23 protein-coding genes and 1 pseudogene are annotated in these 25484 nt (G+C 70.1%); 14 read left to right on the forward strand and 10 right to left on the reverse strand.

The window, feature by feature from the left end:
* Positions 1-146 precede the first annotated feature (146 nt).
* The 4 genes from OG787_RS23675 to OG787_RS23690 all read left to right on the forward strand — a co-directional run bounded on the left by OG787_RS23675 (position 147) and on the right by OG787_RS23690 (position 4873).
* The gene (locus OG787_RS23675) at positions 147-1004 is read left to right on the forward strand and encodes an intradiol ring-cleavage dioxygenase (RefSeq protein WP_405536307.1); all 858 of its coding nucleotides are present in this window, start codon (positions 147-149) and stop codon (positions 1002-1004) included.
* Positions 1005-1178: 174 nt separating this feature from the next.
* Positions 1179-3005 carry an acyl-CoA dehydrogenase gene (locus OG787_RS23680; protein ID WP_369029205.1) on the forward strand — a complete coding sequence of 609 codons (1827 nt, stop codon included), beginning with the start codon at positions 1179-1181 and terminating at the stop codon, positions 3003-3005.
* A 246-nt stretch (positions 3006-3251) separates the two neighbouring features.
* Positions 3252-4574: a M18 family aminopeptidase gene (locus OG787_RS23685; protein WP_405536308.1), complete on the forward strand. Its 1323-nt coding sequence runs from the start codon at positions 3252-3254 to the stop codon at positions 4572-4574.
* An 83-nt stretch (positions 4575-4657) separates the two neighbouring features.
* The gene (locus tag OG787_RS23690; RefSeq protein WP_405536309.1) at positions 4658-4873 is read left to right on the forward strand and encodes a hypothetical protein; all 216 of its coding nucleotides are present in this window, start codon (positions 4658-4660) and stop codon (positions 4871-4873) included.
* A 6-nt stretch (positions 4874-4879) separates the two neighbouring features.
* On the opposite strand, the gene OG787_RS23695 is transcribed toward OG787_RS23690, so the two are convergent.
* Complete coding sequence (locus tag OG787_RS23695) at positions 4880-5284, reverse strand: cupin domain-containing protein (protein WP_369029202.1); 405 nt, start codon at positions 5282-5284, stop codon at positions 4880-4882.
* A 51-nt stretch (positions 5285-5335) separates the two neighbouring features.
* Between OG787_RS23695 and OG787_RS23700 the strand changes: the two genes are divergently transcribed.
* Positions 5336-6349: a helix-turn-helix domain-containing protein gene (locus tag OG787_RS23700; protein WP_405536310.1), complete on the forward strand. Its 1014-nt coding sequence runs from the start codon at positions 5336-5338 to the stop codon at positions 6347-6349.
* The gene (locus OG787_RS23705) at positions 6346-6840 is read left to right on the forward strand and encodes an LURP-one-related/scramblase family protein (protein ID WP_369029200.1); all 495 of its coding nucleotides are present in this window, start codon (positions 6346-6348) and stop codon (positions 6838-6840) included. The genes OG787_RS23700 and OG787_RS23705 overlap by 4 nt, the downstream gene beginning before the upstream one ends.
* Before the next feature lie 161 nt (positions 6841-7001).
* On the opposite strand, the gene OG787_RS23710 is transcribed toward OG787_RS23705, so the two are convergent.
* Positions 7002-7799, reverse strand: a complete 798-nt coding sequence (locus OG787_RS23710) for a carbon-nitrogen family hydrolase (RefSeq protein WP_369029199.1) — start codon at positions 7797-7799, stop codon at positions 7002-7004.
* 235 nt (positions 7800-8034) lie between these two features.
* On the opposite strand from OG787_RS23710, the gene OG787_RS23715 reads away from it, so the two are divergent.
* Positions 8035-8859, forward strand: a complete 825-nt coding sequence (locus tag OG787_RS23715) for a maleylpyruvate isomerase family mycothiol-dependent enzyme (protein WP_369029198.1) — start codon at positions 8035-8037, stop codon at positions 8857-8859.
* 158 nt (positions 8860-9017) lie between these two features.
* On the opposite strand, the gene OG787_RS23720 is transcribed toward OG787_RS23715, so the two are convergent.
* Complete coding sequence (locus OG787_RS23720) at positions 9018-10373, reverse strand: nitrate/nitrite transporter (RefSeq protein ID WP_405536311.1); 1356 nt, start codon at positions 10371-10373, stop codon at positions 9018-9020.
* Positions 10370-11032: a GntR family transcriptional regulator gene (locus OG787_RS23725; RefSeq protein ID WP_405536312.1), complete on the reverse strand. Its 663-nt coding sequence runs from the start codon at positions 11030-11032 to the stop codon at positions 10370-10372. The genes OG787_RS23720 and OG787_RS23725 overlap by 4 nt, the downstream gene beginning before the upstream one ends.
* Before the next feature lie 314 nt (positions 11033-11346).
* On the opposite strand from OG787_RS23725, the gene OG787_RS23730 reads away from it, so the two are divergent.
* Positions 11347-12252 carry a D-alanyl-D-alanine carboxypeptidase family protein gene (locus OG787_RS23730; RefSeq protein WP_405540566.1) on the forward strand — a complete coding sequence of 302 codons (906 nt, stop codon included), beginning with the start codon at positions 11347-11349 and terminating at the stop codon, positions 12250-12252.
* Between the two features lie 69 nt (positions 12253-12321).
* Here the strand turns inward: OG787_RS23730 and OG787_RS23735 are convergent, their stop codons facing one another.
* The 3 genes from OG787_RS23735 to pdhA are packed head-to-tail and all read right to left on the reverse strand — an operon-like array spanning position 12322 to position 16086.
* The gene (locus OG787_RS23735) at positions 12322-13725 is read right to left on the reverse strand and encodes a dihydrolipoamide acetyltransferase family protein (protein WP_405536313.1); all 1404 of its coding nucleotides are present in this window, start codon (positions 13723-13725) and stop codon (positions 12322-12324) included.
* Positions 13726-13735: 10 nt separating this feature from the next.
* Positions 13736-14761 carry an alpha-ketoacid dehydrogenase subunit beta gene (locus tag OG787_RS23740; protein ID WP_369029194.1) on the reverse strand — a complete coding sequence of 342 codons (1026 nt, stop codon included), beginning with the start codon at positions 14759-14761 and terminating at the stop codon, positions 13736-13738.
* Positions 14762-14763: 2 nt separating this feature from the next.
* A complete protein-coding gene (gene pdhA, locus OG787_RS23745) occupies positions 14764-16086 on the reverse strand; it encodes a pyruvate dehydrogenase (acetyl-transferring) E1 component subunit alpha (protein ID WP_369029193.1) in 1323 nt (440 codons plus the stop codon).
* Between the two features lie 320 nt (positions 16087-16406).
* Between pdhA and OG787_RS23750 the strand changes: the two genes are divergently transcribed.
* The 4 genes and pseudogenes from OG787_RS23750 (at position 16407) to OG787_RS23765 (ending at position 19610) form a co-directional block, all read left to right on the forward strand.
* Complete coding sequence (locus tag OG787_RS23750; protein WP_405536314.1) at positions 16407-17096, forward strand: response regulator; 690 nt, start codon at positions 16407-16409, stop codon at positions 17094-17096.
* Between the two features lie 101 nt (positions 17097-17197).
* Entirely contained in the window at positions 17198-17614 is a 417-nt protein-coding gene (locus tag OG787_RS23755; protein ID WP_369029191.1) for a pyridoxamine 5'-phosphate oxidase family protein, read from the forward strand.
* A gap of 103 nt (positions 17615-17717) precedes the next feature.
* A pseudogene (locus tag OG787_RS23760) lies at positions 17718-18191 on the forward strand (phosphotransferase); the annotation flags it as partial.
* A gap of 378 nt (positions 18192-18569) precedes the next feature.
* The gene (locus tag OG787_RS23765) at positions 18570-19610 is read left to right on the forward strand and encodes a phosphotransferase (RefSeq protein ID WP_405540567.1); all 1041 of its coding nucleotides are present in this window, start codon (positions 18570-18572) and stop codon (positions 19608-19610) included.
* Positions 19611-19680: 70 nt separating this feature from the next.
* On the opposite strand, the gene OG787_RS23770 is transcribed toward OG787_RS23765, so the two are convergent.
* Entirely contained in the window at positions 19681-21279 is a 1599-nt protein-coding gene (locus OG787_RS23770) for a protein kinase domain-containing protein (RefSeq protein WP_405540568.1), read from the reverse strand.
* Positions 21280-21627: 348 nt separating this feature from the next.
* On the opposite strand from OG787_RS23770, the gene OG787_RS23775 reads away from it, so the two are divergent.
* Positions 21628-23217 (forward strand): protein kinase domain-containing protein, encoded by a 1590-nt coding sequence (locus tag OG787_RS23775; protein ID WP_369029190.1) that lies wholly within the window; start codon positions 21628-21630, stop codon positions 23215-23217.
* Between the two features lie 82 nt (positions 23218-23299).
* Here OG787_RS23775 and OG787_RS23780 read toward each other — a convergent pair whose 3' ends face one another.
* Complete coding sequence (locus tag OG787_RS23780) at positions 23300-23842, reverse strand: bacterial proteasome activator family protein (protein WP_235476769.1); 543 nt, start codon at positions 23840-23842, stop codon at positions 23300-23302.
* Between the two features lie 148 nt (positions 23843-23990).
* Here OG787_RS23780 and OG787_RS23785 point away from each other — a divergent pair, with 148 nt between their 5' ends.
* Positions 23991-24401, forward strand: a complete 411-nt coding sequence (locus OG787_RS23785; protein WP_405536315.1) for a hypothetical protein — start codon at positions 23991-23993, stop codon at positions 24399-24401.
* Positions 24402-24409: 8 nt separating this feature from the next.
* Here OG787_RS23785 and OG787_RS23790 read toward each other — a convergent pair whose 3' ends face one another.
* Positions 24410-25390, reverse strand: a complete 981-nt coding sequence (locus tag OG787_RS23790) for an NAD(P)H-quinone oxidoreductase (RefSeq protein WP_405536316.1) — start codon at positions 25388-25390, stop codon at positions 24410-24412.
* Between the last annotated feature and the right edge of the window lie 94 nt (positions 25391-25484).

A 25484-nucleotide genomic window follows, 5' to 3' on the forward strand; every position in this document is an offset into this window, starting at 1 on the left:
GCCCGGTACGTCCCATGGGGAGTCCACAGGTTCGGCCCTGGTTTCCCACAGTGGGCGCTCATACCGTCGGCCTCGACAAAGAAACCATCAGGCGGCGGCAAAGGCCGGGCAATCACCGGCCGGGTACGGGTAAAAGGGAGACGGCCATGAGCGGACAGGCACACGGACACGGGCACCACGACCACGACGACCACGAGCACGACAGAGGCCTCTCCTACGACCTCCCCGTCCTCGCCCGCCGCCGGATGATCCGGCTGCTGGCCGGCGCGAGCCTGGTCCCGCTGGTGGGCTGCGCCGCCGACGACGACTCGACGTCCTCGGCAGCCTCCGACACCTCGGCCGGCTCCAGCGGGACGACCGCCTCCTCCGGCGAGTGCGCGACCATCCCGAACGAGACCGCCGGCCCCTATCCGGGCGACGGTTCGAACGGCGTGAACGTGCTCAAGGAGAGCGGAGTCGTCCGCAGCGACATCACGTCCAGCTTCGGCAACTCGGCGGGCGGCAAGGCCGAGGGCGTGCCGCTCACCATCACGCTCACGGTCGTCGACGCGGCCTCCGGATGCGAGACCCCCAAGGTGGGCGCGGCCGTCTATCTGTGGCACTGCGACCGCGAGGGCAACTACTCCCTCTACTCGGAGGGTGTCACCGAGGAGAACTACCTGCGGGGCGTCCAGGAGACGGACGACAAGGGCCAGGTCACCTTCACCAGCATCTTCCCGGCCTGCTACACGGGCCGCTGGCCGCACATCCACTTCGAGGTCTACGGCAACCTGGAGGACGCGACCGCGGCCACGTCGATAACGAACACCTCGCAGCTGGCGTTCCCGAAGGACGTCTGCGACACGGTGTACGCGACGGACGGCTACGACCGGAGCGTGGAGAACCTCGGCCAGCTCTCCCTGGAGACGGACAACATCTTCAGCGACGGCTACGACCAGCAGCTGGCGACCGTGGAAGGCAGTGTGGACAAGGGCTACACGGCCACCCTCACCGTCCCGGTCTAGACCATTCACCTGGCCGCGACCGGCCTTCGTGCGCGTAACGCGTCACAGATGACCGGTTGGGGTTGCGCCTTATTACCGGTGGGTAGCATCATCGTGGAGAAGAAGCTACTAGTTGGTATGCGTATTAGGCGCGAGGAGTCAGTGCCTCGCCGATCTCTCTACGGAGCAGTCGCCATGGGGCACTACAAGTCGAATCTCCGCGACATCGAGTTCAACCTCTTCGAGGTCCTCGGGCGCGACAAGCTGTACGGGACGGGTCCGTTCGCGGAGATGGACACGGACACCGCCAAGAGCATCCTGGAGGAACTGACGCGCCTCGCGGAGAACGAGCTGGCCGAGTCCTTCACGGACGGCGACCGCACCCCGCCGGTCTTCGACCCCGAGACGAACACCGCGCCCGTCCCGGCGTCCTTCAAGAAGAGCTACAAGGCCTTCATGGACTCGGAGTACTGGCGCCTCGGCCTGCCCGAGGAGATCGGCGGCACCACCGCTCCGCGCTCCCTGATCTGGTCGTACGCGGAGCTGCTGCTCGGCGCGAACCCGGCCGTGTGGATGTACGCCTCCGGGCCGGCGTTCGCCGGGATCCTCTACGACGAGGGCAACGACGTACAGAAGAAGATCGCCCAGATCGCGGTCGACAAGACCTGGGGCTCCACCATGGTGCTCACCGAGCCGGACGCCGGCTCGGACGTGGGCGCCGGGCGCACCAAGGCGGTCCAGCAGGAGGACGGCTCCTGGCACATCGAGGGTGTGAAGCGGTTCATCACCTCCGGTGAGCACGACATGGAGGAGAACATCCTCCACTACGTCCTGGCCCGTCCCGAGGGCCACGGCCCCGGCACCAAGGGGCTGTCCCTCTTCCTCGTACCGAAGTTCCTCTTCGACTTCGAGACCGGCGAGCTGGGCGAGCGCAACGGCGTGTACGCGACGAACGTCGAGCACAAGATGGGCCTCAAGGCGTCCAACACCTGCGAGATGACCTTCGGCGACCGGCACCCGGCCAAGGGCTGGCTGATCGGTGACAAGCACGACGGCATCCGCCAGATGTTCCGGATCATCGAGTTCGCCCGCATGATGGTCGGCACGAAGGCGATCTCCACCCTCTCGACCGGCTACCTCAACGCGCTGGAGTACGCCAAGGAGCGCGTCCAGGGTCCGGATCTCGCCAACTTCATGGACAAGACGGCGCCCAAGGTCACCATCACGCACCACCCGGACGTCCGCCGCTCGCTGATGACGCAGAAGGCGTACGCGGAGGGCATGCGCGCGCTGGTCCTCTACACCGCCTCGATCCAGGACGACATCCAGGTCAAGGAGGCGGCAGGCGAGGACACCGCCGCGCTTGAGGCCCTGAACGACCTGCTCCTGCCGATCGTGAAGGGCTACGGCTCCGAGAAGGGCTACGAGCAGCTCGCCCAGTCGCTCCAGACCTTCGGCGGCTCCGGGTTCCTCCAGGAGTACCCGATCGAGCAGTACATCCGCGACGCCAAGATCGACACCCTGTACGAGGGCACGACGGCGATCCAGGGCCAGGACTTCTTCTTCCGGAAGATCGTCCGCAACCAGGGCGCGGCCCTCAACTCCCTCGCCGAGGACATCAAGAAGTTCCTCGCACCGGGCACGGGCGGCGAGGAGCTGGCGGCGGCGCGCGAGCAGCTCGCCAAGGCGGCCGTCGAGCTGGAGGCGATCGTCGGCCTGATGCTGACGGACCTCGCGGCGACCGAGCAGGACGTCAAGAACATCTACAAGGTGGGCCTCAACACCACCCGCCTGCTGATGGCCTCGGGCGACGTCGTCGTCGGCTACCTGCTCCTCAAGGGCGCCGCCGTGGCCGCCGAGAAGCTCCCGACGGCATCCGCGAAGGACGTCCCCTTCTACACCGGCAAGATCGCGGCTGCGAAGTTCTTCGCGGCGAACGTCCTCCCGGGCGTCACCGGCGCCCGCAGGCTCGCGGCCGGCGTCGACCTCGACGTGATGGAACTGGACGAGGCGGCCTTCTAGACCCACCCTTCTCGTACGCACGCACGCACACACACGTACGGACGTACAGCAGGCCAAGTACGGCGGCCCGCACCCGGGTTCACCCCGGGGCGGGCCGCCGTCCTGCTGAACCGGGACACACCCCCACGGTCCACCCGGTGTCCGAAAACTGAATGTCCAGCCAGTTGTCCGGCCTTCACACCCCCGTTACGAGAGCCCGCTCACCATCCCAGGGAGCGGGCCCTATTACGTCGTTAAGGTGAACCCATGAGCGCACCCCACCGCTTCGACCGCGGCCACACCGACGACCTCATGTCCTTCCTGGCGGCGAGTCCGTCGCCGTACCACGCCGTGGCGAACACCGCCGAGCGGCTGGAGAAGGCCGGCTTCCGCCAGGTCGCGGAGACGGACGCCTGGGACGCGGAGACATCGGCGGCCTCCGCCACGGGCAGCGGCGGCAAGTACGTGGTGCGCGGCGGCGCGATCGTGGCCTGGTACGTCCCCGAGGGCGCCGCGCCGCACACCCCCTTCCGGATCGTCGGCGCCCACACCGACTCCCCGAACCTGCGGGTCAAGCCGGTGCCCGACCTCGGCGGACACGGCTGGCGCCAGGTCGCCGTGGAGATCTACGGCGGACCGCTGCTCAACTCCTGGCTCGACCGCGACCTCGGCCTGGCCGGCCGCCTCTCCCTCCGGGACGGCAGCACGCGCCTGGTCAACATCGACCGCCCCCTCCTGCGAGTCCCCCAGCTCGCCATCCACCTCGACCGCGCCGTGAACACGGACGGCCTGAAGCTCGACAAGCAGCGCCACCTGCAACCCATCTGGGGCATGTCGGACGACGTCCGCGAGGGCGACCTGATCGCCTTCCTCGAAGAGGAGTCCGGGCTCGCGCCGGGCGAGGTCACCGGCTGGGACCTGATGGTCCACTCCGTCGAACCGCCCGCCTACCTGGGCCGCGACCGGGAGCTGGTCGCGGGCCCGCGCATGGACAACCTCCTGTCCGTGCACGCGGCGACAGCGGCCCTGACGTCCGTGGCGACGAGCGGCCGCGAGGTCCCGTGCATCCCGGTGCTCGCGGCCTTCGACCACGAGGAGAACGGCTCGCAGAGCGACACGGGCGCGGACGGCCCGCTGCTCGGCAGCGTGCTGGAGCGTTCGGTGTTCGCGCGCGGCGGATCGTACGAGGACCGGGCGCGGGCGTTCGCCGGCACCGTCTGCCTCTCCTCCGACACGGGCCACGCCGTCCACCCCAACTACGCGGAGCGGCACGACCCGACGCACCACCCGCGCGTCAACGGCGGCCCCATCCTCAAGGTCAACGTCAACAACCGCTACGCCACGGACGGTTCGGGCCGCGCGGTCTGGGCCGCGGCCTGCGACAAGGCCGGCGTCCCGTTCCAGAACTTCGTCTCCAACAACTCCATGCCCTGCGGCACGACGATCGGCCCGATCACCGCGGCACGGCACGGCATCAAGACCGTCGACATCGGGGTGGCGATCCTGTCGATGCACAGCGCACGGGAGTTGTGCGGCGCGGACGACCCGCACCTGCTGGCGAACGCGCTGGTGGCGTTCCTGGAGGGGTAGTCGCGCATACCTGCCCCGGGGCCGGGCACCCGGAACCGACCGGACCATCCGGAACTACCGGACCGGGCAGGGAGGCGACAGTCATGAGTCTCGGCGGATGCATCATCCTCATCGCAGTGGGAGCCATCCTCACCTTCGCGACCGGCTGGGAGATGGAGGGGGTCAACCTCGACCTGGTCGGCGTCATCCTGATGATCGTCGGGGTGATCGGCGCCCTGGTGTTCCGCAGCGTCGCCCGGCGCAGGCGGGTCCTGCTGCCGAACTCGACGACGGTGATCGACGAGGACCGCCGGTACTGAACCGCCCTAGGACGAGAGAACGTGCCCTGTCGTGACGTCCACATGACCGGGTACGTCGTCGTGACGGTCGCCCACGCTCAGGGTGCCGGTGGGTTCGATGACGAGGATCTCGGTACGGACCGGGGCGTAGGGCTTGTGCTCGATGCCACGGGGGACCGTGAAGGCCGAGCCCTTGGGCAGCACGACCGTGCGCTCACCACCCGACTCCGACTCCCGCAGGGCGATGTGCAGTTCACCGTCCAGAACGAGGAAGAACTCGTCAGTGCGGTCATGCACGTGCCAGACATGCTCGCCCTCGACCTTGGCGACGCGTACGTCGTAGTCGTTGACCGTGGTGAGGATGCGGGGGCTCCAGAGGGCGGAGAAGGAGCTGAGGGCGGCGGGCAGGGAGACGGGCTCGGTGGATGTCATGGCCCCATCGTGAGACGTGACCACCTCGCGTACGAGTGCTAGAAATCGCACATGCCGCAAGGATCCTCTCATTCCGCTGCCGGACGGCACCCGCACCGCGTCGCCGTGATCGTCGACGAGGGCACGAACCCGTTCGAGGTAGGTGCAGCGACCGAGCTGTTCGGACTGCCGCGCCCCGAACTCGGGCTGCCGGGCCCGCTGTACGAGGTCACGGTGTGCGCCCCGACCCCCGAAGTACGCCTCAACCACGGCTTCTTCACCCTCACCGGAGTCACGGGCCTGGAGGCGGCGGACGAGGCCGACACCCTCGTCGTACCGGGCCGCCCGGACAACGTCGTCCCGCGCGGCGAGGCCGTGCTCGACGCCGTACGACGCACCCACGCGCGCGGGGCACGCGTCATGAGCCTGTGCACGGGAAGCTTCGCGCTGGCGGAGGCGGGCCTGCTGGACGGCCGCCGGGCAACGACCCACTGGCTATGGGCAGACACGTTCAGGCAACTGCACCCCAGGGTCCTCCTGGAACCGGACGTCCTGTTCACGGACGACGGCGACATCCTGACCGCAGCCGGCAGCGCCGCCGCACTGGACCTGGGGCTGCACATCTGGCGTACGGACCATGGCGCCGAGATCGCCAACGCGGTCTCCCGACGTCTGGTGTTCGCCTCCCACCGGGACGGCGGGCAACGCCAGTTCGTGGAGCGCCCGGTGCCGTCGACACCGGACGAATCCCTCGGCCCTCTGCTGGCCTGGGCCCAGGAACGCCTGGCGGACCCCCTGACAGTGGCCGGCCTGGCATCCAGGGCGTCGGTCTCACCGGCCACCCTCCACCGCCGCTTCCGCACCCAACTCGGCACAACACCCCTGACCTGGCTGACAGGAGAGCGGGTCACCCTCGCCCGCCGTCTGATCGAACGCGGCGAGGAACGCCTCGACGTCGTGGCGGCACGCAGCGGCCTGGGCACGGCGGCGAACCTGCGCGCCCGGCTCCGCCGCGAGACCGGACTCAGCCCATCGGCGTACCGACGGCGTTTCGGCGGCGGTGACGGGGAACCGGTGAGTACATGAGATTCCTCGTACGCGACCGGCTGCTCGGCATCGGCGACGACTACTGGATCGAGGACCAGCACGGCAACAAGGTCTATCTGGTCGACGGCAAGGCGATGCGCCTGCGGGACACCTTCGAGCTGAAGGACACGCAGGGCAGGGTGCTGATCGACATCCACCAGAAGATGTTCGCCCTGCGGGACACGATGGTGATCGAACGGGACGGCGACCAGCTGGCCACCATCAAACGCAAACGCCTGTCCCTGCTCCGCAACCACTACAGGGTGTCCCTGGCGGACGGCACAGAACTGGACGTCAGCGGCAAGATCCTCGACCGCGAGTTCGCAGTCGACTACGACGGCGAGCTGTTGGCCCAGATCTCCCGCCGCTGGCTCCACATCCGGGAGACCTACGGAGTGGATGTCGTACGGGACGACGCGGACCCGGCCCTGCTGATCGCGGTGGCGGTATGCGTGATCCACCTGGCGGAGAAGGAACGGGGAGAGGACTGATCTTTGAGCCCGTCCGGGGGCTGATCTTTCAGCCCGTCCGGCGTTTGAGGACGAGGCCGTTCAGGCCGATTTTTCCCCACCCACCCACCCCACCCAGGGGGGTCTGGGGGCGCAGCCCCCAGGGGATGGGAACGGGTAAGGGCGGCGGGGGCGAGAAAAACTCAACCCCGCCCCGGAACCCCCAGCCCCAGCACCCGATCCTTCAGCGCCGGAAACACCTCCCGAGTCTCCCCCACCTTCGCGGGATCGAACTCGACCCGCAGAACCTCCTCGCCGGCCCCCGCCTCCGCCAGCACCTCACCCCACGGATCAACCACGATCGAGTGACCGGCCTGAGGAACCCCCGCATGCTCCCCAGCCGTTCCACAAGCAAGAACGAACGCCTGGTTCTCGACCGCCCGAGCCTGAGCCAGCAACGTCCAGTGCGAACGCCTCCGCTCCGGCCACCCCGCCGAGATCACGATCGTCTCGGCCCCCGCATCGACAAGCCCACGGAACAACTCAGGAAACCTGAGGTCGTAACAGGTGGCGACACCAACCGTCGTCCCAGGCAGCCGGACGGTCACCAGCTCCGCGCCCGCCCCCATCAACACGGCCTCACCCTTGTCGAAACCGAACCGATGGATCTTGCGATAGGACGCAGCCAGCTCGCCGTCGGGCGAGAACACGAGGGAGGTGTTGTAGAGCGGCCCCTCAGGGTCCCGCTCCGGGATCGAGCCGGCATGCAGCCACACGCCCGCGTCACTCGCGGCCTTGGCCATGGCCTCGTACGTCGGCCCGTCCAACGGCTCGGCCTCGCTCGCGAACAGCTCGTACGCGAAAGCCCCCGTCGTCCACAGCTCGGGCAGTACGACGAGATCGGCACCGGCCTCGTCCCGTACCAGCGACGCCACACGCCGCCGACGCGATTCGACCGATTCGCCCTCTTCTGCACCGATCTGGATGAGCGAGGCGCGCACACTACCACCGTCCTGACATTCGAGCCGTTCACACGGGCCTACGATCGTCACACGAAAGCACTGCCGGGGTGCCTCACAGCAGCGTAACTTAACGTTCCAAGACACCCGCTGACAGCAATCCCGCTATCCCGTCCGTGCCTTCGCACCCACCGACAAAGCCGTCGACATCCGCCGTCACCCGACGTCACACGCCGTCACCACTGCCCGCGCACCGACCGCCGAGGGGTCCCGTTCCGTGAGTCTGCATCCCACTCTCCAGCCCTACGCCGACGCCTGGACCCACTCCATCGAAGCGATATCCGAGCTGGTGACGCCGCTCGTGGAGGGCGAGTGGAACCGCCGGACCCCGTGCCCGGGCTGGTCGGTCCGTGACATCGTCTCGCATGTCATCGGCCTGGAGTGCGAGATGCTGGGCGATCCACGCCCCATCCACACGCTCCCGCGCGACCTCTACCACGTGACGAACGAGCAGCAGCGCTACATGGAGATGCAGGTCGACGTACGGCGGCACCACACGGCGCCCGAGATGACGTCGGAGCTGGAGTACACGATCATTCGCCGCAACCGCCAGCTGCGCAACGAGTCACGGGAACCGGGGGCGAAGATCCGCGGCCTCTACGGCCGTGAGACCGCCCTCGAAGTCGCGATGCGCAACCGGGCGTTCGACGTGTGGGTGCACGAGCAGGATCTGCGGACCGCTCTCGGTGTACCCGGCAACATCGACTCCCCCGGCGCGCACATCGCGCGGGACATGCTGCTCAGCGCGCTGCCGAAGGTCGTCGCCAAGGACGCGGGGGCGCCGCGCAGTTCGGCGATCGTCTTCGACGTGCACGGTCCCATCGAGTTCCTGCGCACGATCCGCGTCGACATCAACGGCCGCGGCACCCTCGAAACGTCCCCGGCCCTCGGCCCCGCCGCCACCTTCGCCCTCGACTGGGAGACCTACTTCCGCCTGGCCTGCGGCCGGGTGACCCCGGAGTCGGTGGCCGACCGCATCAAGGCAGAGGGCGACCCGGGCCTGACGGCGGCAATCCTGCGCCACTTCGCGGTGACGCCCTGAGTCTGTCGGGCTGGCGGTCACCCATCGAGCGTGACGGCCACCTCTCAGCGCCGGCCCGCATCTTCAGCCCGTCCGGCGTTTGAGGACGAGGCCGTTCAGGCCGAAGCGGGGGCCTGGGGGCGGCAGCCCCCAGAGACGCCCACACCAACACCGCCCACCTACACCGGAACGTGCACTGTAGACACCCGACTAGCCACCAACCGCTCCGACTCCCGCAGAGCGGCCCGCTTCCGCAACCGCAGAATCTGGCTGACGCCGACCCCCTGCAACAGGAACACGAACGAGAACGCCACCGTGTAGTCGTCCCCGGTCGCGTCGAGCAGCACACCGACCGCGAACAGCGTCGTCATCGAGGCGACGAACCCGCCCATGTTGGTGATCCCGGACGCCGTCCCCTGACGCTCGGGCGGATTCGCGGGCCGCGCGAAGTCGAACCCGAGCATGGACGCGGGCCCACAAGCCCCGAGCACCGTGCACAGCACCACCAGCAGCCACATCGGGACGTGCTCGGCACCGGACACCGCCGGGTAGGCGAGCGTCACCGCCCACGTCACCGCCGTCAGGCCCACCGTGCCCAGCGCCAGCGGCAGCCGCGCCGTGTGGTGCCGGGCGACGATCTGGCCGTACACCAGGCCGATCACCATGTTCGACAGCACGACCAGCGTGAGCAGTTCGCCGGCCGTCGCCCGCGTGAGCCCCTGTGCCTCGACGAGGAACGGCAGGCCCCACAGCAGCAGGAACACCATCGCCGGGAACTGCGTGGTGAAGTGCACCCAGAGGCCGAGCCGGGTCCCGGGTTCACGCCACGAGGCGGCGATCTGCCGGCGCACGTAAGCGGCCCCCTGATGCGGGAACGGCTCCGGTTCGTGCCCCTCGGGGTGGTCCTTGAGGAAGACGAGCATCAGCACCAGCACGACCACACCCGCGAGCGCGCTGCCCGCGAAGGCCGCAGTCCAGCCGATGCCGTGCAGCAGCCGGGCGATGACGAGCGTCGAGACGAGGTTGCCCGTCATCCCGGCCAGCCCCGCGAGCTGGGCGACGAGCGGCCCGCGCCGCGCCGGGAACCAGCGGGACCCGAGCCGCAGCACGCTGATGAACGTCATCGCGTCACCGCACCCGAGCAGCGCCCGGGAGGCGAGAGCGGTGCCGTACGAGGGCGAGAAGGCGAACCCGAGCTGCCCGGCCGTGAACAGCACCGCCCCGATGGCCAGCACCTTCTTGGTGCCGAGCCGGTCGACGAGCAGGCCGACGGGTATCTGCATGCCCGCGTAGACGAGCAGCTGGAGGATCGAGAAGGTCGACAGGGCGGACGCGCCCACGTGGAAGCGGTCGGCGGCGTCGAGCCCGGCCACCCCCAGGGACGTACGGAAGATGACGGCGACGAAGTACACGGAGACGCCGACCGACCAGACGAGGACGGCCCGGCGCCCCCCTGGGGGTCCCCCCTCTGGGGGAGGATCACCGGGCAGCGAACCGGAACCGGAACTGCTCTTCACCGCACCCCCGTCACTCATCGGACCTCGCCCCGCGCCAGGTTGGAGAACCAGCTGACGTGCCGGTGCACGATCGCGACCGCCGCCTCCGGATCGCCCGAGCGCAGCGCGTCGAGGATCTCCTGGTGCTCGACGAGCGTCTTGGTGATGCGGTCGGGGTGGGCGTGCATGACGGCGACGCCCATCCTCAGCTGCCGGTCGCGGAGTTGGTCGTACAGCCGGGAGAGGATCTCGTTGCCCCCGCTGCGGACGATCTCGGCGTGGAAGCAGCGGTCGGTCACGGCCGCGCCCGCGAGGTCGCCTGCGGCTGCCTGTTCGCGCTGCCGTTCGAGGAGTTCGGTGAGGCGGGCGATCAGCCGGGGCGAGGCGGGGACCGCCTTGCGGATCGCGTGCTCCTCGACCAGCTGCCTGGTCTCGACGACGTCCGCGATCTCCTGCGCGGAGACGGGCAGGACGAGCGCGCCCTTCTTCGGGTAGAGCTTGATCAGCCCCTCGGCCTCAAGACGCAGCAGCGCCTCGCGCACCGGGGTGCGCGAGACCCCGACGGCCTCGGCCAGCTCGCCTTCGGTGAGCAGCGTCCCGCCCTCGTAACGGCGGTCCAGGACACCCTCTTTGACGTGGGCGTAGACGCGGTCGGCGGCGGGAGGTTGCTTCACGTGCTGCACGGCCAGGCTGCTCATGCCGACAGCATAGATACAACACGTACGCATGAGGGCGGCCGTCCGCCATATGGACCGATCCTTCCGGCCGATCCCCGGTCGGGGCGTGACGTCGCCGCACGGAGAGCAGTTCAATCTCCGGAAGGGTCGCGGGAACCACGAACCGCCATACGGCGTCCCCCAGAAAGGGAAAATCGGGGAACCCGCCTCAGCACGCGCACAACCAACTGTGCTAGTTACGAGTCACACGAGAGCGGCGTTCCGCCGACGACTCGGCCAACTCGGCCGCTCTCCAGGGGCATTCGGACGATTCAGACGTAATCGGGGTATTGAAGTTGATAACCGGCATCCAGGGCATCCGTTTCCGCAGAGCCGCAGCCGTCGTGGTCACCACCGGCGCCGTGCTCGCGACCGGAGCGCTCACCGCGGCGCCCGCGCAGGCCGCTGTAGCCGTTCCGACCATCGCCGCCAAGGGCGGCTACCTGATGAACAACGCCAACGGCCAGATCCTGTACGGGAAGCTCCCGAACAACAAGCTGTCCACCGGTTCCACCACGAAGATAATGACGGCGAAGGTCGTACTGGCACAGGCGAACCTGAACCTCAACGCCAAGGTCACGATCCAGAAGGCGTACAGCGACTACATCGTCGCCAACAACGCCTCCTCGGCCCGGCTGATCGTCGGCGACAAGGTCACCGTCCGCCAGCTGCTGTACGGGCTGATGCTGCCCTCGGGCTGCGACGCCGCGTACGCGCTCGCGGACAAGTTCGGCACCGGCTCGACGCGTGCCGCCCGGGTCAAGTCGTTCATCGGCAAGATGAACAGCACCGCCCGGAGCCTGGGCATGACGAACACCAAGTTCGACAGCTTCGACGGCATCGGCAACGGCTCGAACTACTCGACGCCGCGCGACCTGACGAAGCTCGCCAGCAACGCCATGAAGAGCGGCGCCTTCCGCACGATAGTGAAGACGCAGAACTTCAAGGAGAAGGTCACCACCAAGACCGGTGGCACCCGCTGGATGGCCTGGGAGAACACCAACAAGCCGCTGCTGTCGGGCTACTCCGGCACCATCGGCATCAAGACCGGCTCCGGCCCGCAGGCCAAGTACTGCCTGGTCTTCGCCGCGACCCGCAACGGCAAGACGGTCATCGGCACGGTCCTCGCCTCCACGTCGGTCGCCACCCGCACGGCGGACGCGAAGAAGCTGATGAACTACGGCTTCGCGCGCCTGGGCTGACGCTCAGCAGTTGAAAAAAAAGGGGGCCTGCCGCGCTGAGCGCGGCAGGCCCTCTCTGCTGTGCCCGGGTCACGCCCAGGTGATGAGCTTCTTCGGCTGTTCCAGGATCGCCGCCACGTCCGCCAGCACCTTGGACCCCAGCTCCCCGTCCACCAGGCGGTGGTCGAAGCTCAGCGCCAGTGTGGTGACCTGGCGCGGCTTGACCTTGCCCTTGTGGACCCACGGCTGGAGCCTGATCGCGCCGACCGCGAGGATCGCGGACTCGCCGGGCGGGAGGATCGGCGTGCCCGTGTCGACGCCGAAGACGCCGACGTTGGTGATCGTCACCGTGCCGCCCTGCATCGCCCCGGGAGAGGTCTTGCCGTCCCGCGCCGTGGACACCAACTCGGCGAGCGCCGCCGCCAGTTGCGGGAGCGTCTTCTCGTGGGCGTCCTTGATGTTCGGCACGATCAGACCGCGCGGGGTGGCCGCCGCGATGCCCAGGTTGACGTAGTGCTTGAGCACGATCTCCTGGTTCGCCTCGTCCCAGGACGCGTTGACGTCCGGGTTGCGCCTGATCGCGACCAGCAGGGCCTTGGCGATGAGGAGCAGCGGATTCACCCGCACCCCCTCCATCTCCTTGTCCTGCTTCAGCTCCTCGACCAGCTTCAGCGTGCGCGTCACGTCCACCGTCACGAACTCCGTGACATGCGGCGCTGTGAACGCCGAGCCGACCATCGCCAGCGCGGTCGCCTTCCGTACGCCCCTGACCGGGACGCGCGTCTCCCGCGTGCCGTCGTACGTGGTCACCGGAACGGTCGCTGCCGGGGCCGCGACCGGCGTGGTGCGCACCGGCTCGGGGGTCGGCGGGGCCACCGCCGCGTGGACGTCCTCGCGCGTGATGACGCCGTCGGGGCCCGACGGGGTCACCGTCGTCAGGTCGACCCCGAGATCCTTGGCGAGCTTGCGCACCGGCGGCTTCGCCAGCGGACGGACGGCTCCCGCGGCCGGACCGGCCAGGCCGTTGACAGTGCTGTGGCCGTTCAGCTCCTGCTGGACCGCCGCAGCGACCTCCTGGGCCGGGACGTCGGCACCCTTGCGGGGACGGCGCTTGGTCGAGGACACGGCCACGCCGTAGCCGACGAGCACCGGCTGCCGGGCCGGGGGCTTCGCCTCCTCGGGGGCTTCGGCGACAACCGGAGTCCCGGTCTCCGCCGCGGCTCCGCCACCACCACCCCCGACATCCACCGCGATGATCGACGTACCCACGTCGACCGTCGTGCCCTCGGGGAAGTGGAGTGCGCGGACCACCCCGTCGTACGGGATGGGCAGTTCGACGGCCGCCTTGGCGGTCTCGACCTCGCACACCACCTGGCCGTCGGTGACCGTGTCGCCCGGCTGGACATACCACTTGAGGATCTCGGCCTCGGTGAGTCCCTCGCCCACGTCGGGCATCTTGAACTCGCGAACGGACGCGTCAGTCATCGTCGTCACGTCCCTCTCCTCAGTACGCCAGCGAGCGGTCGACGGCGTCGAGCACCCGGTCCAGGCTCGGTAGGTACTCCTCCTCCAGGCGGGCCGGCGGGTACGGGGCGTGATAGCCGCCGACCCTGAGCACCGGTGCCTCCAGGTGGTAGAAGCAGCGTTCCGTGATCCGGGCGGCGATCTCCGCGCCCGAGCCGAAGAACACCGGTGCCTCGTGCACCACGACCAGGCGGCGGGTCTTCTCGACCGAGGCCTGGACGGAGTCGAAGTCGAGAGGGGAGACCGACCGCAGGTCGAGGACCTCCAGGGACCGGCCCTCCTCGGCCGCAGCGTTCGCGACCTCCAGGCACAGCTTCACCATCGGGCCGTAGGCGGCGAGGGTGAGGTCGGTGCCCTCACGGACCACCTGGGCCTTGTGCAGCGGGCCCGGGATGGCCTCGACATTGACCTCGGCCTTGTCCCAGTAGCGCCGCTTCGGCTCGAAGAAGATCACCGGGTCGTCGCTCTGGATGGCCTGCTGCATCATCCAGTACGCGTCCGACGCGTTGGACGGGGACACCACCTTGAGGCCGGCCACATGCGCGAAGAGCGCCTCCGGGGACTCCGAGTGGTGCTCGACCGCGCCGATGCCGCCGCCGTACGGGATGCGGATGACGACGGGGAGCTTGATCTTGCCCAACGCGCGCGCGTGCATCTTCGCGAGCTGGGTGACGATCTGGTCGTACGCCGGGAAGACGAAGCCGTCGAACTGGATCTCCACGACCGGGCGGTAGCCGCGCAGGGCGAGGCCGATGGCCGTGCCGACGATGCCGGACTCGGCGAGCGGGGTGTCGATGACGCGCTCCTCGCCGAAGTCCTTCTGTAGACCGTCGGTGACCCGGAAGACCCCGCCGAGCTTGCCGACGTCCTCACCCATGATCAGGACCTTGGGGTCCGACTCCAGGGCCTTGCGCAGCGATTCGTTGATCGCCTTGGCCAGGGCCATGCTCTTGGCCGTCACGGTCTTCGCCGCCGCGTTCGTCGAAGCCACTGTCTCTGCCGCCATGATCACGCCCCCTCCACATCTGCGAACGACGCCTGGTAGGCGGCGAACTGGGCCCGCTCCTCGTCCACGAGCGCGTGCCCGTCGGCGTAGGTGTGCTCGAAGATCGCGAAGTGGTCCGGGTCCGGCATGGCACGGACCGCTTCACGCACTCGCCTGCCCAACGACTCGCTCTCGGCCTCCAGTTCCGCGAAAAATCCCTCTTCCGCGTGGTTTGAGGCCTCCAGATATGTGCGAAGGCGGGCGATCGGGTCCTTCGCCTCCCAGGCCGCCCGCTCGTCGTCGTGCCGGTAGCGGGTCGGGTCGTCGGAGGTGGTGTGGGCGCCCATGCGGTACGTGTACGCCTCGACGAGCGTCGGGCCCTCGCCGCTGCGGGCCCGCTCCAGGGCCCACTTCGTCACCGCGAGGACGGCCAGGACGTCGTTGCCGTCCACCCGTACGCCCGGGAAGCCGTAGCCCTGCGCGCGCTGGTAGAGCGGGACGCGGGTCTGGCGCTCGGTCGGCTCGGAGATCGCCCACTGGTTGTTCTGGCAGAAGAACACCACGGGGGCGTTGTAGACCGAGGCGAAGGTGAAGGACTCGGCGACGTCGCCCTGGCTGGAGGCGCCGTCCCCGAAGTAGGCGACGACCGCGGAGTCGGCGCCGTCCTTGGCCACGCCCATGGCGTAGCCGGTGGCGTGCAGGGTCTGGGAGCCGATGACGATCGTATAGAGATGGAAGTTGTTGCTGTTGGGGTCCCAGCCGCCGTGGTTCACCCCGCGGAACATGCCGAGCAGGTTGATCGGGTCGATGTCCCGGCACCAGGCGACACCGTGCTCGCGATAGGTCGGGAAGACGTAGTCGTCGGTGCGGGTGGCGCGGCCGGAGCCGATCTGGGCGGCCTCCTGGCCGAGCAGCGAGGCCCACAGGCCCAGCTCGCCCTGGCGCTGGAGGGCGGTCGCCTCCGCGTCGAAGCGGCGGGTCAGCACCATGTCGCGGTACAGACCGCGCAGGTCGTCGGGGGTGAGGGCGGCGACGTACGGGTCGTAGGCGGCGTTCTTGACGCGCCGGCCCTCGGGGGTGAGCAGCTGGACGAGGTCCGGATCGGCGCCCGTCGCGGCCGGCTCGGCGGCCCGCTTCTTGGGGACGGCTCGTTTGGCGGGGGCGCGTTTGGTGGTGGCTCGCTTCGCGGCCGTGGCCTTGGACGCGGGGGCGGTGGCGGGCTGCGCGGCCGTGGCTGATGCGTCGGCGGCCGGTGCGTCGGCGCTCTGCGCGGTGGTGCGGGTGGTACCGGTCTTGCTTCCGGCGCTGCGTCGCGGTTTGCGCGCGGCAGTGCTCTCCACGGTCACGTGTACTCCTCCGTCGGTCCGGCCCCGGGGTTGCCGGGTAACCAGTGCGGTCACCTGTTCCCGATACCCGTGCACGGGGTGGGTGCCACTCGGCCGGGAACAGGCGTGACAGGTGTCCCGGCGAGCGTCCGCAAGCATCACGTTACCCAGTGCGCCATATTTCTATGAAACCCCCCTGACCTGCGATTTTGCTTGGAAATCCAAGTAAATTGAACAAGTCGGGAAGGGGCCCTGGTCACAGCCTTGCAGGGGGCCGGAACAACGGCACGTTATCCCGCGCACCCAGGCCACGGGAAGAGTCGGTATGTGAGACTGTCCCCGTGTCCGAAGACGGAAAAATCACTGTATTTCTCCTCGATGACCATGAAGTCGTCCGCCGAGGGGTCCATGAACTGCTCTCGGTCGAGGACGACATCGTGGTGGTCGGCGAGGCCGGCACGGCGGCCGACGCGCTGGTGAGGATTCCGGCCACCCGCCCGGACGTGGCGGTGCTGGACGTACGGCTCCCGGACGGCAGCGGTGTCGAGGTGTGCCGCGAGATCCGCTCCCGGGACGCGGGCGTCAAATGCCTGATGCTGACGTCGTTCGCCGACGACGAGGCCCTCTTCGACGCGATCATGGCGGGCGCCTCCGGGTACGTCCTGAAGGCCATCCGCGGACATGAACTACTGGCGGCCGTACGGGACGTGGCGGCCGGCAAGTCCCTGCTCGACCCGGTCGCGACGGCCCGCGTCCTGGAGCGGCTGCGCAGCGGCGGCGGCGCAGCCACGGGCGTGCAGGGGGACGAGCGGCTCGCGAACCTGACCGACCAGGAGCGCAGGATCCTCGACCTGATCGGCGAGGGGCTCACCAACCGGGCGATCGGCGAACGGCTGCACCTCGCCGAGAAGACGATCAAGAACTATGTGTCGGGGCTGCTGTCCAAGCTGGGCATGCAGCGGCGCGCGCAGGCGGCGGCGTACGTGGCACGGATGCAGGCGGAGCGACAGGGGCAGACCCGGGGCTTCTGAGGTCTTGGGCCCTCCGGGGCGCCCGAATCGGGACCTAAGGCCTCTCTTCTCGGGGCGAGCGCCCCTGGTGTGCCCGTTTGTCCGTCGCCCACAGTGAGTGCATGCCGACCGAGGAACAGCACGAGCAGGACGACCAGCGCGCCGCCGACCTCCTCGGCCGCGTCGAGCACGGCCGGGTCGCGACCAGCATGCGCGCGCTGCCCTTCCTGGCGTCCGCCCGGCACATCGTCGTGGACGGCCGGGTCCTGCTGCGTCTGCACAGGGGGCACGGGTACCACCGGGCGTGTGTGGGCGGTGTCGTCGCGTACGGCGCGGACGTGCCGTCGGCCCGCAACCGGCGGTCGTGGTCCGTGCAGGTCGTCGGGGAGTGCGCGGCCGTGGAGCCGACCCCCGCCGAACTCGACCGGTTCGGGCCCGCACCGCGCTCGGTGGACGGCGTGCCCTTCGACCCCGTCTATCTACGGGTCGAACCCCAGTTCGCCACTGTGCACTCCGTGATCGAAACCGACTGCCCGTGACAGCCCACGGTCACCTGTGACTGCCTGTGACAAGCGCCCCGCTCACGCGCCCGGCTCGTGCCCTAGCATCTGGCGCGTGCCGCGCTCATCTGTACCACCCCTTGTGCCCCACGCTCCCCCTCTGGGCGCCCTCCTCCGCCAGTACTCCGCCGGGTCCGCGCTGACCTGCGACCCCGTCGACCAGGGGCTGCTGAACCGCGGCTACCGGCTCGCCACCACGCGCGGCGACTACTTCCTGAAGCACCACTTCGACCCCGAGACCGCCGACCCCGCCGCGATCGCCCGCCAGCACCGGGCGACCCAGCGCCTCGCGGATCTCGGCGTACCGGTGGCCCCGCCGCTGCCGGGCCGCGACGGCCGCACGGTCGCCGTCGTCGGCGGCCACGCCTACGCCCTGCACCCCTGGATCGACGGCCGCCACCGCCACGGCGGCCAGCTGACCACGGTCCAGTGCGGCCGCCTGGGCGCGCTCCTGGGCGTGGTCCACGCAAGCCTGGAACGCGTGATGCCGACGCGGGTCGGTCCCGAGGGCACCGGACGGAACCGGGGCGTCCCGGCGCCGAGGGCGTCCGCCGACCGCGAGCCGGCCGCGGTACAGGTCAGCCTCTCCCCACGGACGGAGGCAGGCCGACGAGCGGGAACGGCCGGCCACACCGACCCCACCCACCAGGGAATCGCACCCCGGCAGGGCGGCTCCGCCGACCAGAACCAGGGCGGCCCGGGCGACCGGAACGGATCCACCGACCGGAACCAGGGCCTCCTCGCCGACCGGGACCGAAGCGGACCCGCCGCCCCGCACCGGGACGGCCGCGCCGGCCGGAACCACGGCGCCCCCACCCACCAGGACTGGGACGGCCCGGCCCGCCGACCTCAAGGCCTCGTCGCCGACCGGCACCGGCACGGATCCGCAAGCCGAGACCAAGCCGCCCCCGACAGCGGGAACTGGGGCAGCCCCATCCCCCGGAACTGGGACGCAACCGCAGGCCGAAACCAAGCCGACCCCGCAGACCAGCACCAGGACAGCCCGACCAGCGAGGCCTGGGACGGACCCATCGGACGGAGTCGGCACCCAACCAGCGGCCGACACTGGGCCGGGCCCGTCGGTCGGCACTGGGCCGACCCCGCAGGCCGGCATTGGGAGGGCCACGCCGGCCGAAACCAGGACCTCCTCGCCGACCTGGACCGGGGCGAACCCGGCGACCTGCACGGGGACGGCCCCGATGCCCGATGCCCGGCGACCGGCCGGAACCGGGCCACCACCACCGCGACCCCCGCCACCGGAGCTGGAGCCTCCGCGAAGTCCCCCTCCCCGTGCCCCTCCCCGGCAGCCCCGGGCCCGGCTCCCGCCGTTGGCTTCGTCCAGCACACGCGCGCAGCCGACGCCCACCACCCAGCCGATTCCCACGCCCCCACCGACCCCCCGCACGCCCCCTCCGCCGACCCCGCCGACACCTTCGCGCTCATCGACGACCTCCTCGCCCAGGTCCGGCGCCACCGCCCCACCGACGCCTTCGACGAGTTGGCCCGCTACCGGCTGCTGGAGCGGCGGGCGCTGCTGGAGCAGCACGCTGACCGGCGGCCGCCGCCGGGGGGCTCGGTGGGGTGGGTGCACGGGGACTTTCACCCGTTCAACCTGCTCTACAAGGGGGACGCGCCCGCCGCGATCGTCGACTGGGACCGGCTCGGTGTGCAGCCGCGCGCGGAGGAGGCCGTACGTGCCGCCGCGATCTTCTTCGTACGGCCCGCCGGCACGCTCGACCTGGCCAAGACACGGGCGTACGCGCGCGCGTACCGGCGTACGGCCGGGGCGACGCCCTCCGAGCTGGCCGCCGCCGTGCACCGGGTGTGGTGGGAGCGGCTCAACGACTTCTGGATGCTGCGCTGGCACTACGAGCGGGGGGACACCCGCGCCGACTCCCAGTTCCCGGCCGCCTCGGCGCTCGCGGTGTGGTGGACGCGCGAGTACGACGCGGTGTGCGGGGCGTTCACGGACTGACGCCCGCGGAGTACGAAAAGGCACGCGCGCGTGGAGCCCTCTTCGGGCCGCACGCGCGCGTGGGGGCTGATTACGGGGTGGTGCCGCCCTCGGTACCGCCGTCTTCCTCACCGGTGTCGCCGGTCTCCTCCTCCGAGGGAGTCGCCGTGTTCGTCGCCTGCGTCGCCGTGTTCGTCGGCTGCGCACTCGTCTCCACGTCCGACGGTGTGCTCGACGGCTGGGAGGAGGGGGTCACGGACGGCGTGTACGACGGGGTGGCCGACGGCGTCCACTGGGACTCTCCGTCCGAGCCGCTGCCGTCGTCCGTCTCGACGCTCGACGTCTCCTCGGAGACCTCGTCGCTCGGACTCGCCGTGGAGTCGTCGTTCGTCGCGGTCTGCGAGGTGGTCGGAGACTCGGAGGTGCCGGTACTGCCGCCGTCGCCGGTGCCGCCCTGTAGGGCGAGAGCGACGCCCGCCGCGATGGCGATCACCGCGAAGAACGCCAGTATCCACAGCTTGCCCCGGCCGCCGCCCCGGTTGCCGTGCCCCTCGAAACCGCCGTCGTCCCCGCCGCCGTACCCGGCGGGGAGGATCGGCTGGGGGATCTGGGTGGTCCCGGAGTGGTCGCCCGGGTGCTGGTTCATCACCGTCGTGCCGGCGAAGCCGCCCGAGGGGGTGTGCCGGCCGTCGTGCATGTCGACGGGCCCGGTGTTCCAGGTGCCGGTGTGGCCGCCCTGGTCGTACAGCATCTGCAAGCCGTACTGGATCAGCCCGCGCATCTCCTCGGCGGTCTGGAAGCGGTCGTCGGGTTCCTTGGCCAAGGAACGCATGACGAGCCCGTCGAGTTCCGGCGGCGCCGCGTCCGAGACCTCGGACGGGGGCACCGGAATGTCCTGGACGTGCTGGTAGACCACGGAGAGAGGGGTCTCGCCCGTGAACGGGGGCCGCAGCGCCAGGAGTTCATACAACAGACAACCGGTCGCGTACAGGTCCGAGCGGTGGTCGACGGCCTTGCCGAGGGCCTGCTCGGGGGAGAGGTACTGGGGTGTGCCCATGACCATGCCGGTCTGTGTCATCGTCGTGGACGCCCCGTGCAGGGCGCGGGCGATGCCGAAGTCCATGACCTTCACGGCGCCGTTGTGCGTGATGATCACGTTGGCGGGCTTGATGTCACGGTGCACGATGCCGTGCTGGTGCGAATAGGCAAGCGCTTCCAGCACTCCGGAGACGATGATCAGGGCCTGCTCGGGCCCGGGCGCCTCGGCGTTGATGAGGAGGTCACGGATGGTGCGCCCCTCGACGATCTCCATCACGATGTACGGGACGGACTGGGCGCCGCCCGCGGTGAAGCCGCCGTTGGACACCGTGTCCTCGCCGGAGTCGTACACGGCGACGATCGCGTGGTGGTTGAGCCCGGCCACCGACTGGGCCTCGCGGGTGAAGCGGGCCTTGGAGATCGGGTCCTCGGCGAGATCGGCGCGCAGCAGTTTGACCGCGACGGTGCGCCCGAGGCGTACGTCCTCGGCGGCGAACACCTCCGCCATGCCGCCCCGGCCGAGTCTGTGGGTGAGCCGGTACCGGCCGTCCCCCACCAGTCCGCCGTTGCCCCACAACTCAGGCGCGTCTGACATACCGCCGCCTGCCGCCTCGGGGTCGGACGGGCCCTGAGCGCGCTGCTGTGCCATCAGTCCTCGCCGTCGTTTCTGCCCGCGGTGCGCGCGGTGTTGTCACGGTCTCCGTCGGCCACGCTACAGCCTCCACGCAAGCCTCCGGTCCGGGAGCCGGTCCCTGAGCGGCTCCGGAAGGAGCCTGGGTACGGGTGCCGGGCGGACCGGTCATCAAACCCGTTGCGGGTATCGTCGTGCAAATTCCGTGCCCCGTCCGTCCAGCACCTGTAACGCTTCCGCGACGCTTCCTCCTCGTACGGTCACGGAACGGGCACCGCGCTTGACGTGTCAGTGCCCTCCGGCAGACTTGGCCCGGTATGAGCCAATCGATCACGTGCGGCTGTGAGAAAGCTCGGGGGACGCTGAGACATGAGCCACGACGGCGCACACGGCCGGTACACGGGGCAGGCGCTCGCCGGCGGGCGCTACCAGCTGCGCGATCTGCTCGGCGAGGGCGGCATGGCCTCGGTGCACCTCGCGTACGACTCGGTCCTGGACCGGCAGGTCGCGATCAAGACACTGCACACCGAACTGGGCCGGGAACAGGCGTTCCGCGAGCGTTTCCGCCGCGAGGCCCAGGCCGTGGCCAAGCTCACGCACACCAACATCGTCTCGGTCTTCGACACCGGTGAGGACGATGTTGCGGGGACGATGACCCCGTACATCGTCATGGAGTACGTCGAGGGGCAGCCGCTCGGTTCCGTTCTGGACGCGGACGTACGGCAGTTCGGGGCGATGCCCGCGGACAAGGCGCTGAAGGTCACCGCGGACGTGCTGGCGGCGCTGGAGATCAGCCACGAGATGGGGCTGGTCCACCGGGACATCAAGCCGGGCAACGTCATGATGACCAAGCGCGGCGTCGTGAAGGTCATGGACTTCGGCATCGCCCGCGCCATGCAGTCGGGCGTCACGTCGATGACGCAGACCGGCATGGTCGTCGGCACCCCGCAGTACCTCTCCCCTGAACAGGCGCTGGGCCGAGGCGTGGACGCCCGCTCCGACCTCTACTCGGTCGGCATCATGCTGTTCCAACTGGTCACCGGGCGGCTGCCGTTCAACGCCGACTCGGCGCTTGCGATCGCGTACGCGCATGTCCAGGAGGAGCCGGTCGTCCCCTCCTCGGTCAACCGCGCGCTGCCCCCTGCGGTGGACGCGCTCGTCGCCCGCGCGCTGAAGAAGAACCCGAACGAGCGTTTTCCGAGCGCCGTCGCCATGCGCGACGAGTGTCTGCGCGTGGCCGCCTCCCTCCACCCGGCCGCCCCGAACATCGTCCCGGGCACCCCGTCCCAGAGCGGCGCGGGCGTCGCCTCGGCGGTGTTCCCGCCGGTGGACCAGGCAACTCCGCCCCCGCCGGGCCCCGTACAGACCCCGTACCAGCCGGCCCCGACCCCGAGTCCGTACAGCGCGGCTCCGGCGTACGGCTATCCGCAGCAGGCCGCGTACCAGGCGCCCGCCGCGTACGCACCGCAGTACGCGCCGACGCCCGCCCCCGGAGGGGGACGGAAGAGCAACACCCCGGTGGTCGTGGGCTCGATCGTCGTCTCGCTCGTCGCCGTCGGCGGGCTGCTCCTGGCCCTGAACCTGGGCGGGGACGACACCGACAACGGCGGCGGCAGCGGTGCTAGCGCCTCGGCCTCACAGACGTCGGGGACGGGGGCGGCCACGGGGTACAAGGGGCCGGACCTGAGCAAGAAGATCGACGCGGAGGAGTGCTCGGAGGCGCCGGAGTCGTACACCGACCCGGACAAGATCCGGCTGCCCGACTTCCGCTACAAGAACCTGACCTCGGTCAAGTCCTGTTTCCAGGCGGCCGGGTGGCGGATGAAGGTCACGCGGATCGACGAGAACACCTTCGGCAAGGACACGGTCACCGACCAGTTCCCCTCCGCGGGCACGGACGCCGACCCGGAGGACATGCCGGTGATCGAGCTGAGCGTGTCGTCGGGCAACCCGTCCTGAGCGGACGGTCCAGAAGTTCGACGGTTCATGGGGAGGGGCCCGGCGGCCGGTCGGTCGGCTGCCGGGCCCCTCCCCACAAGGGTTACAGGTACGGCCCGCCCGTGCGTCCCCCGGTGCGCGGATCGTCGTCGCCCTCGTGGCCGCCGACTCCCGGCGGCAGCGCGCGGCGCATCTGCTCCAGCTGGGCCCGCGCGGCCATCTGCTGGGCGAACAGGGTGGTCTGGATCCCGTGGAAGAGGCCCTCCAGCCAGCCCACCAGCTGTGCCTGCGCGATCCGCAGCTCGGCGTCGCTGGGAACGCCCTCGTCCGTGAACGGCAGGGACAGGCGCTCCAGTTCGTCGACCAGCTCCGGCGCCAGACCGTCCTCCAGCTCCTTGACCGAGCTGGCGTGGATCTCCTTCAGCCGCACCCGGCTCGCCTCGTCGAGAGGGGCCGCGCGCACCTCCTCCAGCAGCTGCTTGATCATGCTGCCGATCCTCATGACCTTGGCAGGTTGCTCCACCATGTCCGTCACCGGGATCTCTCGGGAGTCCTCGTCACCACCGCCCCCAAGAGCCATCCCGTCCTGGCCAACGACCAGGATCTGGGGGTTCTCCGGCGACCTTTCGTTCCTCGGCATCTCCATACCGCCATTCTGTCGCACCAGGTCGCGGTTCCGGCCGGTGGGTCCGGCCCTGCGGTGTCCCGTCCGGGATGCCGGACGGGCGGGTGCGTGTGAGGCTGGTCCCGTCGAACCCTGGTGACTGGCGACTCCGCGGCGGGAGGGGCCCGACATGACTCCATGGCTCCACACACTGCGCGTCTGCGGCACCCTGCTGGCCCTGGCGGCACCCACCCTCGCCGCCGCCCCGCACGGCGCGACACTCTCGTACGACAACGCCGCGCACGTCGCCCGGCCCGCCCCCGACGCCTCCCGGGCCGGCAGCCGGGCGGGCGAGGGACGGGAGCGCCCCGGGCGGCAGGAGTCCGCGCCGCCCGAGGAGGCTGCGTACGAGGAGACCGTGCCTGTCCCCGTGCCCACCTCCGTCCCCGACCCGGGCGAGGCACGGGACACGGCCGCGCTGCCCGCCCCGGTCACGCACCCGGTGCTGCGGATACTGCCGCTGGGCAGCGGGCTCGTCCTCATCGGCCTCGGCCTGGGCCTCGCCCTGCTCGCACTGCGGCTGCGCGTACAGCGGTCCTGAACCCGGTGCTACGGGGCCACGAGCAGCACCTTTCCCACGTGGCCGCTCTCCTCCACCAGCCGGTGGGCCGCCGCCGCGTCGCTCATCGGGAACTCGCTGTCGACGACCGGCCGGACCTGACCGGCGGCGATCAGCGGCCAGACGTGTTCGCGTACGGCGGCCACGATCGCCGTCTTCTCGGCGAGCGGGCGGGCGCGCAGCGAGGTCGCGCTGATCGCGGCCCGCTTGGTGAGCAGGGCGCCGATGTTCAGTTCGGCCTTGATGCCGCCCTGCATACCGATGATCGCGAGCCGTCCGTTGACGGCGAGGGCGCGGACGTTGCGGTCCAGGTACTTGGCGCCCATGTTGTCGAGGATCACGTCGGCGCCGGTGCCGCCGGTGGCCCGCGTCAGCTCCTCGACGAAGTCCTGCTCGCGGTAGTTGACGAGGATGTCGGCGCCCAGCTCGGCGCACTGGTCGAGCTTCTCCTTCGTCCCGGCCGTCACGGCGACCTTCGCACCGACCGCCTTGGCGAGCTGGATGGCCATGGTGCCGATGCCGCTGGAGCCGCCGTGCACAAGGAGGGTCTCGCCCGGGCGGAGGTGGGAGATCATGAAGACGTTCGACCAGACCGTGCAGACCACCTCGGGCAGCGCCGCCGCCCGCTTCAGGTCGACGCCCTCGGGCACGGGCAGCAGCTGCCCCGCCGGCACGGCCACCTTCGTCGCGTAACCGCCACCCGCGAGCAGCGCGCACACCTCGTCGCCCACCGACCACCCGGACACTCCAGGACCGACCTCGGCGATCCGGCCCGAGCACTCCAGGCCGGGGTACGGGGAGGCGCCCGGCGGCGGGTTGTAGAAGCCCTGGCGTTGCAGGATGTCGGCACGGTTGACGGCGCCGGCCACCACCTCGACCAGCACCTCGCCCTCGCCGGGCACGGGATCGGGGACCTCGGCCCACACCAGCGCCTCGGGCCCTCCGGGTTCGGGAATCGTGATCGCATGCATGAGGGGACGCTACTCCCCGCTCCGCCGAAATCGATGTGCGGTCCGCGTCTGGCGGAGAGACCGTGGAGAGACGTACGGTCGCGCGACCGATGAG

Origin of the sequence: Streptomyces sp. NBC_00075, from assembly GCF_045041225.1 — a bacterium.
GTDB lineage: Bacteria > Actinomycetota > Actinomycetes > Streptomycetales > Streptomycetaceae > Streptomyces > Streptomyces adonidis.